Origin of the sequence: Alcanivorax sp., assembly GCF_019431375.1 — a bacterium.
In the GTDB taxonomy this organism is placed as follows: Bacteria; Pseudomonadota; Gammaproteobacteria; order Pseudomonadales; family Alcanivoracaceae; genus Alcanivorax; species Alcanivorax jadensis_A.
In genome coordinates this window covers 2,155,029-2,171,100 of the sequence record NZ_CP080267.1, presented here as the reverse complement: position 1 = coordinate 2,171,100, position 16,072 = coordinate 2,155,029, and the positions used below count along the sequence as shown (strand labels likewise).

The 16,072-nt window shown below is 60.1% G+C and carries 15 protein-coding genes; 7 read left to right on the top strand and 8 right to left on the bottom strand.

The features are described 5' to 3' along the window. Positions 1-55: 55 nt before the first annotated feature. The 4 genes from hemC to KZ772_RS10050 all read left to right on the top strand — a co-directional run bounded on the left by hemC (position 56) and on the right by KZ772_RS10050 (position 4,124). Complete coding sequence (gene hemC, locus KZ772_RS10065) at positions 56-988, top strand: hydroxymethylbilane synthase (protein WP_290536452.1); 933 nt, start codon at positions 56-58, stop codon at positions 986-988. Positions 989-993: 5 nt separating this feature from the next. After that, positions 994-1,692: a uroporphyrinogen-III synthase gene (locus KZ772_RS10060; RefSeq protein ID WP_290536451.1), complete on the top strand. Its 699-nt coding sequence runs from the start codon at positions 994-996 to the stop codon at positions 1,690-1,692. Positions 1,693-1,932: 240 nt separating this feature from the next. Continuing rightward, complete coding sequence (locus KZ772_RS10055; protein WP_290536450.1) at positions 1,933-2,898, top strand: uroporphyrinogen-III C-methyltransferase; 966 nt, start codon at positions 1,933-1,935, stop codon at positions 2,896-2,898. After that, entirely contained in the window at positions 2,895-4,124 is a 1,230-nt protein-coding gene (locus KZ772_RS10050; protein WP_290536449.1) for a heme biosynthesis HemY N-terminal domain-containing protein, read from the top strand. The genes KZ772_RS10055 and KZ772_RS10050 overlap by 4 nt, the downstream gene beginning before the upstream one ends. Positions 4,125-4,407: 283 nt before the next feature. Here the strand turns inward: KZ772_RS10050 and KZ772_RS10045 are convergent, their stop codons facing one another. The 8 genes from KZ772_RS10045 to ilvD form a co-directional block, all read right to left on the bottom strand. Further along, the gene (locus tag KZ772_RS10045; protein ID WP_290536448.1) at positions 4,408-4,935 is read right to left on the bottom strand and encodes an ABC-type transport auxiliary lipoprotein family protein; all 528 of its coding nucleotides are present in this window, start codon (positions 4,933-4,935) and stop codon (positions 4,408-4,410) included. Continuing rightward, complete coding sequence (gene pqiB, locus KZ772_RS10040; RefSeq protein ID WP_290536447.1) at positions 4,935-6,551, bottom strand: intermembrane transport protein PqiB; 1,617 nt, start codon at positions 6,549-6,551, stop codon at positions 4,935-4,937. Before pqiB ends, KZ772_RS10045 begins: the two co-directional genes overlap by 1 nt. Beyond that, a complete protein-coding gene (locus tag KZ772_RS10035; RefSeq protein ID WP_290536446.1) occupies positions 6,548-7,831 on the bottom strand; it encodes a paraquat-inducible protein A in 1,284 nt (427 codons plus the stop codon). The genes pqiB and KZ772_RS10035 overlap by 4 nt, the downstream gene beginning before the upstream one ends. Before the next feature lie 211 nt (positions 7,832-8,042). Then, a complete protein-coding gene (locus KZ772_RS10030; RefSeq protein ID WP_290536445.1) occupies positions 8,043-9,038 on the bottom strand; it encodes a 2Fe-2S iron-sulfur cluster-binding protein in 996 nt (331 codons plus the stop codon). 125 nt (positions 9,039-9,163) lie between these two features. Then, entirely contained in the window at positions 9,164-9,550 is a 387-nt protein-coding gene (locus KZ772_RS10025) for an MAPEG family protein (protein WP_290536444.1), read from the bottom strand. Positions 9,551-9,676: 126 nt separating this feature from the next. Continuing rightward, a complete protein-coding gene (locus tag KZ772_RS10020) occupies positions 9,677-10,390 on the bottom strand; it encodes a DsbA family protein (RefSeq protein ID WP_290536443.1) in 714 nt (237 codons plus the stop codon). Next, positions 10,291-10,995 carry a hypothetical protein gene (locus tag KZ772_RS10015; RefSeq protein ID WP_290536442.1) on the bottom strand — a complete coding sequence of 235 codons (705 nt, stop codon included), beginning with the start codon at positions 10,993-10,995 and terminating at the stop codon, positions 10,291-10,293. Before KZ772_RS10015 ends, KZ772_RS10020 begins: the two co-directional genes overlap by 100 nt. A gap of 199 nt (positions 10,996-11,194) precedes the next feature. After that, positions 11,195-13,042 carry a dihydroxy-acid dehydratase gene (ilvD, locus tag KZ772_RS10010; RefSeq protein WP_290536441.1) on the bottom strand — a complete coding sequence of 616 codons (1,848 nt, stop codon included), beginning with the start codon at positions 13,040-13,042 and terminating at the stop codon, positions 11,195-11,197. A gap of 493 nt (positions 13,043-13,535) precedes the next feature. On the opposite strand from ilvD, the gene KZ772_RS10005 reads away from it, so the two are divergent. From KZ772_RS10005 to KZ772_RS09995, 3 genes are all read left to right on the top strand, one after another. Beyond that, positions 13,536-14,683 (top strand): IS3 family transposase gene (locus KZ772_RS10005; RefSeq protein ID WP_290536301.1). Its coding sequence is split into 2 segments (ribosomal slippage): positions 13,536-13,773 and positions 13,773-14,683, totalling 1,149 coding nucleotides; the frame shifts between segments, so codons are not numbered across the junction. A 550-nt stretch (positions 14,684-15,233) separates the two neighbouring features. Further along, positions 15,234-15,581 carry a hypothetical protein gene (locus KZ772_RS10000; protein ID WP_290536440.1) on the top strand — a complete coding sequence of 116 codons (348 nt, stop codon included), beginning with the start codon at positions 15,234-15,236 and terminating at the stop codon, positions 15,579-15,581. 115 nt (positions 15,582-15,696) lie between these two features. After that, positions 15,697-15,999, top strand: a complete 303-nt coding sequence (locus tag KZ772_RS09995; RefSeq protein WP_290536439.1) for a hypothetical protein — start codon at positions 15,697-15,699, stop codon at positions 15,997-15,999. Positions 16,000-16,072 lie beyond the last annotated feature (73 nt).

Here is a 16,072-nt window from a genome sequence, read left to right as displayed (position 1 = left end):
GATGCCGCTTTTCCTGTAAACTGTCCTCCTCATTTCAGAACCGACAGGATCTCCCATGTCCCGCGAAGTCTTGCGTATCGCCACCCGTTCCAGCCCCCTTGCCATCTGGCAGGCGGAATACGTTCAGCAGCGTCTGGAAAGTCTGCACGAGGGGTTGAGCGTGGAGCTGGTGCGGATCAAGACCCAGGGGGACAAGATTCTCGATACCCCGCTGGCCAAGATTGGTGGCAAGGGGCTGTTCGTGAAAGAGCTGGAAGAGGCAATCATGGACGGCCGTGCAGATATCGCCGTGCATTCCATGAAGGATGTCCCCATGGAATTGCCGGAGGGCTTTGCGTTGCCGGTGATCTGTGAGCGGGAAGATCCTCGCGATGCCTTTGTTTCCAATCACCATGACAGCCTGTCTGCCCTGCCCGAGGGTGCCTGTGTGGGCACCTCCAGCCTGCGCCGTCAGGCCCAGGTGCAGGCCAATCGGCCGGATCTGGTGGTGAAAAGCCTGCGCGGTAATGTGCAGACCCGGCTGGGCAAGCTGGATGCCGGCGAGTTCGACGCCATCATTCTCGCCGCTGCCGGTCTCAAGCGTCTGGAAATGCACGAGCGGATCCGTTACGAAATGCCCCCGGAGGAATCCCTGCCGGCGGTAGGGCAGGGGGCGGTCGGTATCGAATGTCGTGATGGCGACACTCGTACCATCGAGTTGCTCAGCCCGCTCAGCGACCGGGATACCTGGGATAGAGTCGTGGCCGAACGGGCCATGAATCGTCGCCTGGAGGGCGGCTGCCAGGTGCCAATTGCCGGTTTTGCCCTGCTGGAAGATGGACAGCTATGGCTGCGCGGGCTGGTTGCCGAAGAAAACGGCAAGCAGGTGTTGCGCGCGGAAGGTCGTGCTCCCCGTGAGCGCGGCGCGGAGCTGGGCGTGGAGATTGCCGAGCAACTGCTGGCCCAGGGCGCGGACGAGATCCTCAAGGCGCTCTACGAGCGGGGCTGATCACCATGCAGGTGCTGGTTACCCGTCCCCGGGGGCAGCAGCAGGCGTTAATGGATGCCCTGCGTCACGCGGGTCATGAGCCCCTGCACAGCCCGGCCCTGCATATCGAGCCGCTGCCGCTTAGCGATGCCACCCGCCGGGTTCTCATGGACCTGGATCTGTTCCACGCCGTCTTCTTTGCCAGCAGTAACGCCGCCCGCCTGGCCCTGTCCGCCATGGCGGATCTGTGGCCCCAGTGGCCTGTAGGCGTTCACTGGCTGGCAGTGGGCAAGGCCACCGCGGCGGAAATCAGCCGCTGGCATCTGCAGCCCACGGTGCCCAACGGCGGTTTCAATTCCGAAGCGGTGTTATCCCTGCCTTGCCTGCAACAACTGGCGGAAAAGAAAGTGCTGCTGTGCCGCGGTGAAAGCGGTCGGGAGTTGCTGGCGCAAACCCTTGCCGAGCGCGGCGCGGAGGTTGTCACCCTGCCGTTTTACCGTCGTTTGCCCAGCGCCGATTTCCATTGCCCCGAGTCATGCGACTGGGTCATGGTGACCAGTGTGGAAAGCTGGCAGGCGATCAGCGAGAAAATCCCCGCTGGCGCTGGAATCGTGGCTGCAGGAGAACGAGTGGCTGCACATATCCGTGTACAACATACTGGCCCAATGCGAGTGGCGGTCAGTGCCCATGATGAAGACATGCTGGCCGCCCTGACCTCCGCTTGAAGAACGTGCATAGTCGATCTCTTTTCGTCCCCTTGCGGGAGCGGAGCAAAGAACCGACTTTTCATATTGCGAAAGTAGTGTTTTGTAATCCATCTCGCGATTTCATGCCCTGTTTGCCCTTCCTATTACATTGTTTAATGGACACTCAGCGCAGCCCCAATTAAGGTTTTCGCAGAGGATCGCCCGTTAGAACCGGTTTCGGGGTTTTGGGGTGCCAGATAATCAGAACATGGAGCTGACATGACGCAGGAACGTCTTTATTCCCGCCAGACAGGCATGAGCGTCTGGGTAGTACTGGTGGTGTTGGTGGTTCTGGCGGCCCTGGGGGCCGGTGGCTGGTGGGGCTGGCAGCAGTTCCAGCAGATGCAGAAGGAAAAAGCCGGTCTTGCCGGTCAGATCAGCGAATTGAAAGCGGCCATGGCCAGCCAGCGCAGTGACGTCCAGGGTGCGCTGTCTTCCTTCGAGAAAAAGCAGGCAGAGTTGTCCGCCCGCATGGTCAAGGACCGGGCAGTGTTGGCCGACATGCAAAGCGGTGGCCAGACCCTGTGGCTGGTCAACGAGGCCCGGGCACTGGCCAGTCTGGCTAGTCAGCGGTTGCTGCTGACCCAGGATGCCTCTGCAGCGCGGCGCTTGCTGAAAGCCGCCGATGAAACCCTGGCCCGCCTGGACGATCCCAAGGCGCTGCCTGCTCGCCAGGCACTGGCCATGGATATGGAAAAACTCAGCGGTGCAGGCCAGGTGGACGTGCAGGGCATGGTCCTGCGTCTTGGTGCTCTGCGTCAGATCGTTGCCGAGCTGGCGGTGCCGGTAGAAGAAGCCCCTCCCGAAAGGGATATGCCGGACGTGAGTCAGCCCTGGTGGCAGGACGTGCTCGACCGTTTGCCCATCAATGTGCGCCACCATGAAGGCGCTGTGCCCCTGCCGTTGTCCGCAGAACAGGCGTCCCTGGTACGGCTCACTCTGGATGGCAGTCTGCAGCAGGCACAACTGGCCCTGATGCAGGGCCGTGCCAAGGCGTACCAGCAGGCACTGGATAATGCGCGTACCACGCTGGCCCAGTGGTTCCGTGAGGATGAGCCGCGGGCGGCGCAGATGCGCAAGGCCCTGAAAGAGCTGGGTGGCAGCAGCGTTGCCCAGGCCCTGCCGGAGATTGGTGCGGGGCTGGCGGCCATTGAAGAGTTGAAACGCAAGGAGGGCGGTGCATGAAAAAAATCGCCCTGCTGATCGTCATCGCCCTGGTTGCTGCTCTGGCTCTGGGGCGCTGGATGGCGGCGGATTCTGGCTATGTGCTGGTAATTCGTGATGATTTCTCCATGGATACTACCCTGGGCTTTGTGGTGCTGGCGGCACTGCTGGCGGTGGTGGCCATTGTCATTCTGACCCTGCTCGGCAATGCCGCCTGGAATATTCTGGAGCCGGTTCGTGCTACCCGTCGCTGGAAAAAAGCAGTGGCAGCGCGGCGTCTGCGCAGTGGTTTTCTGCAACTGGTGGATGGGGAGCAGGAAAAGGCCGAGCGGCTGCTGGTTGCCGCCGGTGAAGATGGCGACTGGCCCTTGCTGGCCTGGCTGCTGGCCGCGGAAGCCGCCCAGGAGCAGGAGAATGTGGAGGCCAGCCAGCGGTATCTGGACCATGCCAGTAGCGACCGCCGTGGCCGGCTGGTAGCCGGGCTGATGAAGGCCCGCTTCGCCCTGGACGATGGCTATCCGGAACAGGCTCGTCAGGAACTGAAGGTGCTGGCGGATCTGGCACCCCGTAACAAGCGCATTCTGCGCACCTATGCGGAAGTGTTGGAAAGCCAGAAGGACTGGCCGGCCCTGTGCGCCCTGATGCCGCGTCTCAAGCGCGCCTTCGGTGAGGGTAAGGAGTCCCGTCGCGAACGCCGGGCCTGGCTGGCCCTGCTGCAGGAAACCGCGCGCAAGCCCGGCTTCAATGATGCGGACAGTCGTCGCGAGGAGCTGCGCAAGCTGTGGAAGGATGTGCCGGTACACCTGAAGAATGATCCTGCCATGGTGGCCCGTTATACCGGTTTCCTGGCCCAGCTTGGCGGCGGCAAGGGCGCGCTGAATCTGGTCCGCGAACAGCTTACTCAGCAGTGGGACGACCGCCTGCCGCCGGTACTGGAAGCCATCGATGATATTTCCCCGGATGACCTGCTACAGGTGCTGGAAGGCTGGCTGGCAGAACGGCCAGGCAATGCGGCGGTGCTGATTACCGCCGGACGGGTGGCGTTGAAGGCCCGCCTGTGGGGCAAGGCCCAGGGCTTCTTCGAAGCCGCCGCCAATTCCAGCCAGAGCGCCACTGCCCTGGCCGAACTGTCACGCCTGTATCAGGCACTGGGCGATACCAGCAAGGCGCAGAAAGCATTCGAGCGTCGCCTGCAGCAACTGGACGGGGAATTGCCCGCGTTGCCCATGCCGGAGAAATCGTTGTAGGAGCAAGCTGCCGAACGGCATTGAAACCCAAACCAAGAGGCCGCCCCGGATCCCCGGCGCGGCCTTTTTTATTGCAGGAGCGCCGCTTGAGGCGCGAACCGCATTGGCAGTGAGTCCAGGGTGGGGTTCGAAAAGCGTTTTGTTTTCCGTAACCCGCTTGTCGCAACTCGACCCTGTTCGCGCCTCAAGCGGTGCTCCTACAAAACCCGTGGAGCCCCTGCGGGCGGGTATTGTGTAGGGAGGATTAGTCGCAGGCGTTATCCACAATTCGTCCCTTCGCCGTTTATTTCAACGCCTGGGTGATGGTCTGTGCGGTTTCCTGCCAACCCTGGTCCAGGGCTTCAACCAGCGCCGCGTACCCTTCGCCGTTGATGGGCCCCTGCCAGTCAATGTTTCCCTGCCGGGTTTGTTCTTCTGCGCGGAATTGCCAGGTGCCGGTGATCATGGCTATGTCGCCCTGCGCACTCTGTACGCCCTGAAAGCGGCTCAGTTGCAGATCCAGTTTCCCTTGCTCCGGCAGCGTGGTCTGGCCTGCCAGCGTCGCCGCCAGTGCCCGCTGCAATTGCGCGCCCAGTGGTTCCGCCCAGCGATGCTGGCGGGCCACGTGCAGTTCGGTATCGCTCAGTTGCAGCACGATGCCGCCCTGGTCCAGGTAGCTGGCCAGGCTCACGCGAACCTGTAGCGGGCTATGCCCGCTATGGCTGGCGCCGGGTAGCAGGTAATCCGGTGGCGGTGCCGAGGGGGTTTGGCTACAGGCACTCAGCAACGGCATCAGGGCGATCAGCAGGCCGGTAAGGAAGAACGATTTCATCAGCGTGTGCCTCTGGGTTGCGGGTCGGGGGCCGGCTGGCGCTGGAAGATCAGCGCATTGGGTTGCTGGTTGAGTGTATCCAGCAGCGGTTCGGCCTCATTGAGCAGACGATCCAGTTTCTGCAAGGTCCCTTGCAGTTGCTGGTAGCCGTCGCCGTCGGTCTGCCAGCCTTGCAGGGTGCCTTCCAGGGCGCCCAGGGTGCCGGTAAGCCGTTCCGGCAGGGCATTGAGTGCCGGGTCGGCCAGCAGCGCTTCAAGCCGCTGGGTGGTGCCGGCCAGGTTATCCAGGTTGCGGTTCAGGTTGCCGGCAATGGATTCCAGGGGCAGGTTGTTGAAGGTGTCCAGCAACTGCTGGATCTGGTCTTCGATCTTGCTGATGCCGCCGCTGTCGACCGTGGGGAAAACCGCCACGTCAGCATAGCGTTCGCCGCTGTTGCCGGCGGGACTCTCCGGGTGGAAATCCAGGTCCACGAACAGGGAGCCGGTGAGCAGGTTGCCCGGTTTCAGGCTGGCGCGCAGACCATCACCAATCATGCGATCAATTTCTTCTCGCCAGCGTGCGGTGTCTTCGTGGTTGTGGTGAGTGATGCGCTGGGGCTCCAGGCGGATCAGCACCGGAATCGGTGCGCTGCTGATGGTGGACGGGCCGGTCTGTCCAAAGCCCCAGGCCACCTGTTCCACCGTGCCCACGCGGATGCCCCGATACTCCACCGGGGCGCCACTTTTCAGGCCTCGCACACTGCGTTCCACCAGCAGCACATAATCCAGGGTGTCGGTATACAGTGCCCGGCGCGCGCTTTCCTCGTCGTTGTGCAGGATGAATTCCCGCTCGTCTTTCACCGGGTCGCCGGCCCGCATGTTGCCATCGGGCACCGCGAAGGTGATGCCGCCGCCGATCAGGGCTTCCAGAGAGTGGATCTGGGCCTGAAAACCCCGTGCATCAAGCTGGAACCCCAGGCCACTGGCCTGCCAGAAACGGCTGCTGTCCGAGACCAGCACGTCATAGGGTTTCTGGATAAAGATACGGTGGTGGAAGCGTTTGTCGGCGGCGTTGAAGCGGGTTTCCACTACCCGGCCCACCTTCAGGCTGCGAAAGTTTACCGGGTCACCCACGTCCACATTAGTGCCCGCTTCGCTGACCAGCTTCAGGAACAGGCCGGCGCCGGTGGTCTCCGGGGGCGGGGTGTCCTGCACCTGGAAGCGTTTGCCCTTCTTGTTGCTTTCGCCGGGCATCAGCTCGATGTAGGAGCCGGACAACACCGTATTCAGCCCACTCACCCCTTCCCGGCTGATACGGGGTTTGACTACCCAGAAGCGGGTGTCCCTGGCCAGCATGCGCTCGGTATCCGATTGCATCTGGACAGTGAGCAGGGTGTGGCTCATGTCATCGGACAGCCGCACACTTTCCACCAGACCGACCTGCACGTTGCGGGTTTTTACCGGCGTCTTGCCGGCGTTGATACCTTCCGCATCCGCCAGTGTCAGGGTGATCACCGGCCCCTGGCTGGACAGATAACTGAACACCAGCCACAGGCCGATCAGGGCGGCCGCAAGCGGGATCAGCCAGACGGCGGAAAGCCGGGTGCGGCGAGGTTCGGCTTGGGCATTGTCACTCAAGGCTGCTGCTCCAGTTGGCGGTTGTGGGCCAGCTGCTGCTGGTCCCAGATCAGGCGCGGGTCAAACTGGTGGGCGGCCAGCATGGTAAATATCACCACGGCGGAAAAGGCCACGCCACCTACGCCCGGGGTAACGGTAAGAATATTGCCCATCTGGAACAGGGCGACAATGATGGCCACCACGAACACATCGATCATGGACCAGCGCCCCACCCATTCGGTGATCCGATAGAGCGCCATCTGGTTTTTCATGTCCAGGGTGTCGCGCCGGCGGCTGGCAATGCATAGCCAGCCCAAGGCGAGAATTTTGCCGAACGGCACCAGCACGCTGGCGGAAAAGATGATCAGGGCGATGGGCCAGTCGCCATGGCGCAGAAACAGCATGACGCCGGCAATGATGGTGGAAGGCTCGTTCTGGCCCAGGCTGGTGGTGGTCATGATCGGAAACAGGTGGGCCGGAAAGCAGCACAGAATGGCGGTGATTAGCAGTGCCCAGACCCGTTGTAAAGTCAGCGGATGGCGGTCGTGAAGGCTGCTGTGGCAGCGGTGGCAATGGTGGTTGCCCCGGGCTTGCAACTGCCCGCAGCGCTGGCAGCCGATCAGCCCCTGGGTGCGGGCGGTGAGCCCGCTGCGGGTGGTGGCGGGTTGCTGCAGATTGCCCAGGAGGCGTTGCCACAGGCTGACGGTATTCATGCGGGTGACGGTAATCAGCAATAACAGGGCGTAGCCGGAAAAGGTCCAGAAGGCGGAGAGTAGCTGGATATGAGCCATGGCGACGATCTTCACCAGGCTCACCAGGGCGGCGATGGCAAACACGTCTGCCATCATCCAGGGCTGCATGCGCGGCAGCCAGCGGGCCAGCAACAGGCTGCCGGGTAGATGGCGGGGCGCTGCCAGGCTCAGATGTATCCAGCAGATCGACAGCAGGTAGAGGGCCGGGATGACGATGATGGTGGCAATGACAATGACGGCCAGCGCCGGGTGGTGATAGACCGCCAGTTCCCAGGCCGCGTCGGTGACCGTCATGGCTCGCTCGATGCCACTCTTTTCGAAACCGATGTAGGGAAACAGCAAGGACAGGCCGAGCAGGATCAGGGAGGTGAACGCCAGTGCCGGCGTCAGCTGGTCGCTTTGTGCCTGGCGCATCAGTGGGTGCCGGCAGCGGGGGCATTGCAGCCAGCCACTATTCTGGCGAAGGTCTACCTCGCAGACCAGGTCGCACTCGTGGCAGGGCAGAAGCAATGTCTGGTTGCGCACCGTGGGCGGTGAATCCTGCGCCATCGCATCCCTTCCTTGATGTAAAGCTTCAAGCAGCAAGCTACAAGCTACAACGCGGGCCCGGTTGTTGCCAGTCCGGCCACGTTTTGGCCGCGATTCGTAGCGGATACTCGATGCGGCATGACCAACCAAGCTTGCTGCGCGGGGTCCAGGCCTTGTCGATTAGCACGGGCTCAACCCGCGTTGCAGCTTGTCGCTTGAAGCTTGCGGCTAACTAATCCCTGGGCGCGTAATCGAACACGTCGCAGTGAATATTGCCTGCGGGTACGCCTTCTTCCACCAGCGCATCGAATACCGCCCATGCCATGGGAGGCGAGCCGCCCAGGTAGAACAGCGGTAACTCCGGTTCGTTCAGGGCCGCCAGCGCTGCTTCATGCACCAGGCCTTCGGCGTGGTCCGGGTGACGGATGTCGGACAGGGAGGTGGTGAAATCGAAGTCCTTGAGAGCGGTTTTCCACTGGGCAGGCAGAGCCGGCAGATAGAGGTCCTCCGGGGTGCGTGCGCCCCAGAACAGGCGCACCGGCTGCTCAAAATCCAGGGCGATAAGGCGCTCTACCATGGCCTTTACCGGGGCAAACCCGGTGGAGCCACAGATAAACCACACCGGCTGCTCCGGGGCGCTGTCGATAAAGCGCAGGCCGGCGGGCAGGGTGGCGCTGACGGTGCTGGCTGACTCCAGGTAAGCCATGATGTCCTGGGCGGCACTGTTGTCGTCGCCATGGCGGATGTGTAGCTCCAGGCGGCGGCCATCGCAGTGGTTGGCGATGGAAAAGGGGAAGCCCTCGCCGTTCAGGTTGAGCATCATGTATTGCCCGGCATGCCACTGCACCCGCTTGCCGGCGGGCAGCTGCAACCAGACCCGGCTCACGTCATGGTTGAGCGCTTCAATCTGCTGAATCTGGCAGTTGACGTCGTGGCTTGGCAGTTCGCCGGGAACGGTCACCTCGGGCACATCTATCTCGCAATCGCTGAATGGTTGGGCGACGCAGTATAACACCCGGGAGCTGTCGGCATCGCCCGCATGAATGGTGTGGTTTCTTTGCTGAACGTGTCCGCGTTGAAGCGTGCCCATGCAGCGCTCACAGACACCATTGCGACAGGCCACCGGAAAGCCGAAGCCGGCCTGTTGGCCGGCCTCGACGATGGTCTGGTCCGAGCGGCAGGGGAAAGACGCCTTGCCGTTGACGGAGATGGTGCAGGTCTGGGGCACGAATGATGAATTGATAATGGAAAATTGAGAATTGATAACGAAAACCACCTCCAGTGAGGATTGGCAGTGGTTTTCAGGGTTTTAAGTTATCAATTATCCATTCTCAATTATCAATTGCCTTCTCGTTATGCTCCAACGCCCACGAACAGCGCCACGATACAACCCATGCCGAAGGCCCATACCAGGGTGCGGGCGCTGGCCCAGTCGGCGATATAGCAGACGGTGTACATGACCCGGCTGACCACAAAGGCCAGGGCGATGCCGTCGATGGTGCCCTGCGGGGCGGTTTGCGCAAGATGGGCAATGATCACGGCTGCGGCAAAGGCGGGGGTCACCTCGAAGCTGTTCTGCTGCGCCCAGTGGGCACGCTTGCGGCTGCCCTCCAGGGTTTCCAGGAATTCCCGGGGGTTATGGTTCTGTTTGGGGCCGAAGCCGCCCTGGAACTTGGCCAGAGCCGTATTCAGGTAAGGCAGGAAAATGGCGGCAAGCACGCACCAGTAGGCAAGGGTCATTATGTTCTCTCCGTGGTTTTTATATGCCGTAGGAGCGGCGCTTGAGCCGCGAAGCGTCCAGAGAAATTTTCGGAAACGACTTCGCGGCTCGAGCGCCGCTCCTACGGAAATGCAGGTGAGGTTATCTCAGTCTTTGTCGTCGGCCTGTGAGGCTAGCAGGCATGCCTCGATCACCGCAAAACGATCCTGGCCCCAGACCATGGTGTTTTCGGTCAGGAAGCTGGGGACGCCCCAGCTGCCGGCTTCCATCATGACGTTGCGGTTGTCTTCGGCGCGGTCGCGCCAGCTGTCGTCATCCAGCCAGCGGCGGGCCCGGTTCCAGTCCAGGCCGGCATTTTCCACCAGGAATTTCAGGCCGTTGTCGGTGGCGGCATTGATGCCCTGGCTCCAGATGCCGGTGGCGGCGGCACGCAGCCATTCACGCAGGCGGCCTTCCTTTTCGGCGAAAGGCCAGATGGCCATGCAGCGTTCCACACCGGGGCCCACCGGATCGCACACCTTGCCAAACGGTACCTTGTGCAGGCGGGCTTCCCGGGCGGCGTCCTTGAGAATGTAGAAACGCTTGGCCTTGGGGACCGAGAGCCCGCGCATGACCATGGGCAGCACCGGGCGGATTTTCAGGTTCAGGCCGTAGTGGTCCGCCATGGCGTAGGTGCGGGCCAGGGCCAGATAGGAGTAGGGGCTGCGGAAGGAGAAGAACATCACCAGCGGTTTGCCTTTCAGGCCCTCTGGCACATCTTTCAGGCGGGCGCGCTTGGCGCGGCCGTAGGGCAGCGGCCAGTCCGCGCTGCCCAGCCCCAGGTCGTTGAGGCGGTGGGCCAGGTGGTCCAGCCGTTCCACGCTCCAGTACCACTCACCCTCGTAGTGCAGGGTGCCGGTGAGATAGTGGCCGTCCTTGAGGAACTGGTCGCGGCGCGCGCTTCCAGGGCCAGCTGGGCCCGGTCGGCGGGCATCTGGCCGTGTTCGGTCAGCAGTTCTTCCAGCTTGTCGTGGTCGTTGCGCCACAGGGCATCGGCCAGGGCCGCAGCCAGGCTCCAGAAGCGCTCGTCGCCCTCGTGTTTGAGCAGGCAGCGGGTGGCCGCCAGGCTCACTTCCCGGGGCGGCAGTTGCCAGTGGTGGGGAAAGTCCAGCTCGTGCAGGCGTGCCAGCTGGGTGGCGTCGCGGGGGGCCAGCTCTTCCAGCATGTCCGCCGCCGGGTACATCTGCTGATCCAGGTACAGCATGACCCGGGGGGTAATGATGATGCCGAAGTGACGGGCAAAGCGGGGCAGTACCTGGGCCATCAACACCGAGTAGGGGTCATCAATGCGGAAGTAGAACACCGCCTGATGAGGGCGTCGTTGCAGCTTGCGGCGCGATTCACGAAAGGCCCGTCGCCATTGTTGCAGGCGCTCACTGGTGATCAGCTTGGCCACCAGTGGCATCAAACGTTGTGTCAGACTCATTAACAGAGTGCTCCTCGTCGTGGGCACAGACCGGGATCGCCGACGGGAAAATGCGTCGGGTCCGGTCAAGGTTCCTACGATACTTGTTCAGAAAGCGCCGCGTGGCAACACCCTGTCTACCGGGGTGCGGCAGCGGTCATGGATGTCGGGCGAGAAAGGGGACACAACAAAAGGGCGGCTCGAAAGCCGCCCTGGTCCGTTATTTGTTGAGCTGGCTGAGATCTCGCACGGCGCCGCGGTCGGCGCTGGTGGTCAGGGCCGCATAGGCTTTCAGGGCGGTGGACACCCGGCGTGGGCGCATTTCCATGGGCTTGTAGGCCAGCTTGCCGCGGGCTTCCATCTTGCTGCGGCGGTGGGCCAGTTCCTCATCGGAAATGTCCAGGTTAATGGTGCGGTTGGGGATGTCGATGGCGATGGTGTCGCCTTCTTCCACCAGCGCAATGGCGCCACCTTCCGCCGCTTCCGGAGAGGCGTGGCCGATGGACAGGCCGGAGGTGCCGCCGGAGAAACGACCATCGGTGAGCAGGGCGCACTGCTTGCCCAGCCCCTTGGATTTCAGGTAGCTGGTGGGGTAGAGCATTTCCTGCATGCCCGGGCCACCTTTCGGCCCTTCATAACGAATCACCACCACGTCCCCGGCCACGATCTGGTCGCCGAGAATGGCGCGCACGGCGGAATCCTGGGATTCGAACACCCGGGCACGGCCGGTAAAGGTCAGGATGGACTCGTCCACCCCGGCGGTCTTCACGATGCAGCCGCGCTCGGCGATGTTGCCATACAACACCGCCAGGCCGCCGTCCTTGCTGTAGGCGTTCTCGTAGTTGCGGATACAGCCGTTTTCCCGGTCATCATCCAGGCTGTCCCAGCGGGTGTCCTGGCTGAACGCGGTCTGGGTGGGAATCCCCGCCGGGCCGGCGGTGAACATTTTTTTCACACCTTCGTCGCTGGTGCGCATGATGTCGTAGTGCTCCAGCGCTTCCGCCACGCTGGCGGAGTGCACCATGGGAATGTCCCGGTGCAGCAAGCCGGCCCGGTCCAGTTCGCCGAGAATGCCCATCACGCCACCGGCCCGGTGCACGTCTTCCATATGGTACTTCTGGGTGGCCGGGGCCACTTTCGACAGGCAGGGCACCTTGCGGCTCAGGCGGTCGATATCGGCCATGGTGAAGTCCACTTCGCCTTCCAGGGCGGCGGCCAGCAAGTGCAGCACGGTATTGGTGGAGCCGCCCATGGCGATATCCAGGCTCATGGCGTTCTCGAAGGCCTTGAAGGACGCGATATTGCGCGGCAGAACTGCCTCCACATCCTGCTCGTAGTACAGCTTGGCCACATCGACGATGCGACGACCGGCTTCCAGGAACAGCTCACGGCGATCCGCATGGGTGGCCAACAGGGAGCCGTTCCCCGGCAGGGACAGGCCCAGCGCCTCGGTCAGGCAGTTCATGGAGTTGGCGGTGAACATGCCGGAGCAGGAGCCGCAGGTGGGGCAGGCGGAACGCTCCACTTCGTTCAGGGTGGCTTCGTCCACGCTGTCATCGGCGGCCATCACCATGGCGTCCACCAGATCCAGCTTGCCCTCGGCCAGCCTGGTCTTGCCCGCTTCCATGGGGCCGCCGGACACGAAGATCACCGGGATGTTCAGGCGCATGGCGGCCATCAGCATGCCGGGAGTGATCTTGTCGCAGTTGGAAATGCACACCAGCGCATCGGCGCAGTGAGCGTTGACCATGTACTCCACGGAATCGGCAATGATGTCGCGGCTGGGCAGGGAGTAGAGCATGCCGTCGTGGCCCATGGCGATGCCGTCATCCACCGCAATGGTATTGAATTCCTTGGCGATGCCGCCAGCCCTCTCCACTTCACCGGCCACCAGTTGGCCCATGTCCTTCAGGTGCACGTGCCCGGGCACGAACTGGGTAAAGGAGTTGGCGATGGCAATAATCGGTTTACCGAAGTCCCCGTCCTTCATGCCCGTCGCGCGCCACAGGGCACGGGCGCCGGCCATGTTACGGCCATGGGTGGTGGTACGGGAGCGATACTGCGGCATGGGAACCTCGTAATGATCGATAGCGGGACATAAGCCCGCCATTGTAACCCACAGACCCCCACTGTTGGAGCCTTGCTCGCAAGGCGAAGAGGCGGGGAGACGGCGCTCCCCTGGGGCGGCGCCCACGCCACTCAACGCAATCACCATAGTTGCCTTCACCAACCAGCCCATCCCCGCCCACCGTTGGAGCCATGCTCGCATGGCGAAATAGCTCAGACCCCGGGAATCCAGATGCTCACCCGCAGAGCGCCAGCGCCGTTTTTCACCCGCGCGCAAGTTGAATATGTAGGATATGGCTTACATATTTTTGTAAGTGGCTGAGATAGAGTGAATTTTCAGTTTTGGGGCTGCAAGAAAAGTCCGAACAAAATTTCCCGTTCAACACGCAAGTGCAAGAAAAGTCTGTTGAGAGTGATTCCCGGATGTAGGGTGAATCGCCACCAGTTTGCTAGACACCTTTCAGCCATCCAAAATGGCAATCAGAGAGGTATCTATGAGTAGCAAACGCTATCCCGAAGAATTCAAGATTGAGGCGGTTCGCCAGGTGACGGATCGTGGTCACAGTGTGGCCCAAGTGGCTGACCGACTCGGCGTCACCACCCATAGCCTGTACGCCTGGATCAGGAAGTTTGGCCCGGATTCCGAGCAGCATCAGGCCAATGCAGATGACCAAGCCGAGATTCGCCGGCTCCAGAAAGAGCTCAAGCGCGTTACCGAAGAGCGAGACATCCTAAAAAAAGCCGCGGCGTACTTCGCCAGTCAGTCCGATTGAGGTACGCCTTCATTCAGGAGCACAGCGAGCGGTGGCCAATCCGCTCACTGTGTTCTCTGTTGGACGTTCACCCCAGTGGCTTTTACGCCTGGCAGAGACAGCCTCGTTCAGCTCGTGCAATCGAGGACGAGCGCCTGTCCGGGCTGATCAAGCAGTTCTGGCTGGAATCCGGGGCCGTGTATGGCTACCGGAAGGTTCATACCGATCTGCGCGAGTATGGCGAGCGATGCGGGCCCAATCGAGTCCACCGCCTGATGCGCCACGCAGGAATACGAGCGCAGGTGGGGTATCGTAAACCACGCCATAGGGCTGGGGAGCTGCACAAGGTGACACCGAATATCCTTCAGCGCCAGTTCAATCCGCAAGCCCCGAACGAGAGCTGGGTAACGGATATTACCTATATCCGCACACATGAAGGCTGGCTGTATCTGGCGGTTGTTCTAGATCTGTTCTCAAGACGGGTGATCGGTTGGTCAATGCAATCCAGGATAACCAAGGAACTGGCGCTGGATGCGCTGCTGATGGCGGTCTGGCGTCGCAAGCCTGAGGGCAAGGTGGTTGTTCACTCCGACCAAGGAAGCCAATACACCAGCCACGACTGGGACTCGTTTCTGAAGGCGCATGAGCTGGAGGGGAGTATGAGTCGGCGCGGTAACTGCCACGACAATGCTGTTGCTGAGAGCTTCTTCCAGCTGTTGAAGCGGGAGAGAATAAAGCGAAAGATTTACAGCAGTCGGGACGCGGCCCGGGCAGATATTTTTGATTATATCGAGATGTTCTATAACAACCGTCGACGCCATGGTTCTAATGAAAAGCTGTCACCGGTAGAGTATGAAAAGCGTCACCAAGAACGGCAGGGAAGTGTCTAGAGAACTGGTGGCGATTCAGGGTAAGTTGCTGGTTTGTTGTCGATTTAATGTGGTTCTTGAGTCGGCGTTGATAAGGGATATACAGCAAAGTGTTATATCGCATCTGCAATTGAATACACTGTTAGGGTCAAGAGATGTTGGAGCTCATTATCCAGTTTTGGGCGGTGGTTTTTTCCTGCATAGTTCTGTTGCATATATATTCGGCTGTGCGATTTTTCCGCATTGTTGAGAAGGAGAAGCCTGAGTGGCTGGAAGCTCAATCGTCACTAAGTATTTTCTGCACAGGTTTGCCGAGATATGGAGATCCTAATGTCCAGGTTAAGCTCATAAAGATTATTTATAGTTCCAAGATTGAAGAGTTGAGCTCGCCAATGGCTGTCACATATGCGAAAAGGGTAAGGGTGCTTCTGCCTGTGGGGGTGTTATTGTTTGTCATGTATCTTTTGGTGGTCTTAATAACTGCTCCCTAACAAGAAACTGCAGCGGATCAAATTTCGCTGCGCTCAATTAGTCCGCTGAGTTTGGCGTTACATTTCAAAATAGATCGAGCATGGAAAGAGCAGAAATAATAGAACCAGGGTTTTCAACCGCGGATGCTGGCTTCCCAGACATCAATATGGATGAGGGAGACTTAGTCCTTAAATTTAAAGATTGGCAAGAAAATCCGCGTGAAGTGTTTTTTTCAGATATTGTTGCATTTAAATGGCAAATGATCGAAACCTTCATTGAAGGCGAAGAATACGATAGGTGCCATATTATTAACGAGTCTGAATGGCTAGCAGAGCATATACGACAAGGCGAAATTGGCTCACAAGAAGAGTACAAGCACTACAAATTCAATTTTAATGGTTGCGGGCAGCTTGAGGTAATCAGCAATGGCTTCACCGTCAAAATGTAACAAGTCAAAGCACACGGACTTGGTAAAGCTGTCACCTTTTTTGTCCCAAGAAAGCCGCCAACTTCACCAAGCCGGTGTTTGAGGCGTTAAATGAAATTGATATAGGCAGTATTTTTTGAACGAAGGCTACGGTTATTTATCTGTTCTCGTTAATTTCATAAAAGCGATTTTGATGGGTGTAGGCTATGCATTGCTCATATCTGTAACTGCAACGCTGTTGGGTTTTGAGGCTGATACTGTGGTTAGGGATCAACCGGCGCATAGAGTGGTTATGCTTTTCTCATTGTGCATTTTAGAGGCGCCATTAACCGTTATAGTGGTTTTCAAGTCTGTAGATGCGTTGTTTCTGGCTGCAAGAATTATTTTTAACCGCGTTAAGGAAGGTCTGAATAACTCGCTTTTTTCGCCTTTACGATGATCAACAGGCTTCTGCCATCAAATTCAGGCCACAATTCACTCTTGAGTGTTCATTTTTTCGCCTGATTGCCGCA

What these genes read in the sequence shown, in the direction of transcription:
- ilvD (WP_290536441.1), bottom strand. Translation starts at nt 13,042, where the DNA reads ATGCCGCAGTATCGCTCCCGTACCACCACCCATGGCCGTAACATGGCC.
- KZ772_RS10045 (WP_290536448.1), bottom strand. Translation starts at nt 4,935, where the DNA reads ATGAAATCGTTCTTCCTTACCGGCCTGCTGATCGCCCTGATGCCGTTG.
- KZ772_RS10025 (WP_290536444.1), bottom strand. Translation starts at nt 9,550, where the DNA reads ATGACCCTTGCCTACTGGTGCGTGCTTGCCGCCATTTTCCTGCCTTAC.
- hemC (WP_290536452.1), top strand. Translation starts at nt 56, where the DNA reads ATGTCCCGCGAAGTCTTGCGTATCGCCACCCGTTCCAGCCCCCTTGCC.
- KZ772_RS10000 (WP_290536440.1), top strand. Translation starts at nt 15,234, where the DNA reads ATGGAAAGAGCAGAAATAATAGAACCAGGGTTTTCAACCGCGGATGCT.
- KZ772_RS10035 (WP_290536446.1), bottom strand. Translation starts at nt 7,831, where the DNA reads ATGGCGCAGGATTCACCGCCCACGGTGCGCAACCAGACATTGCTTCTG.
- KZ772_RS10055 (WP_290536450.1), top strand. Translation starts at nt 1,933, where the DNA reads ATGACGCAGGAACGTCTTTATTCCCGCCAGACAGGCATGAGCGTCTGG.
- KZ772_RS10015 (WP_290536442.1), bottom strand. Translation starts at nt 10,995, where the DNA reads ATGAGTCTGACACAACGTTTGATGCCACTGGTGGCCAAGCTGATCACC.
- KZ772_RS10050 (WP_290536449.1), top strand. Translation starts at nt 2,895, where the DNA reads ATGAAAAAAATCGCCCTGCTGATCGTCATCGCCCTGGTTGCTGCTCTG.
- KZ772_RS10060 (WP_290536451.1), top strand. Translation starts at nt 994, where the DNA reads ATGCAGGTGCTGGTTACCCGTCCCCGGGGGCAGCAGCAGGCGTTAATG.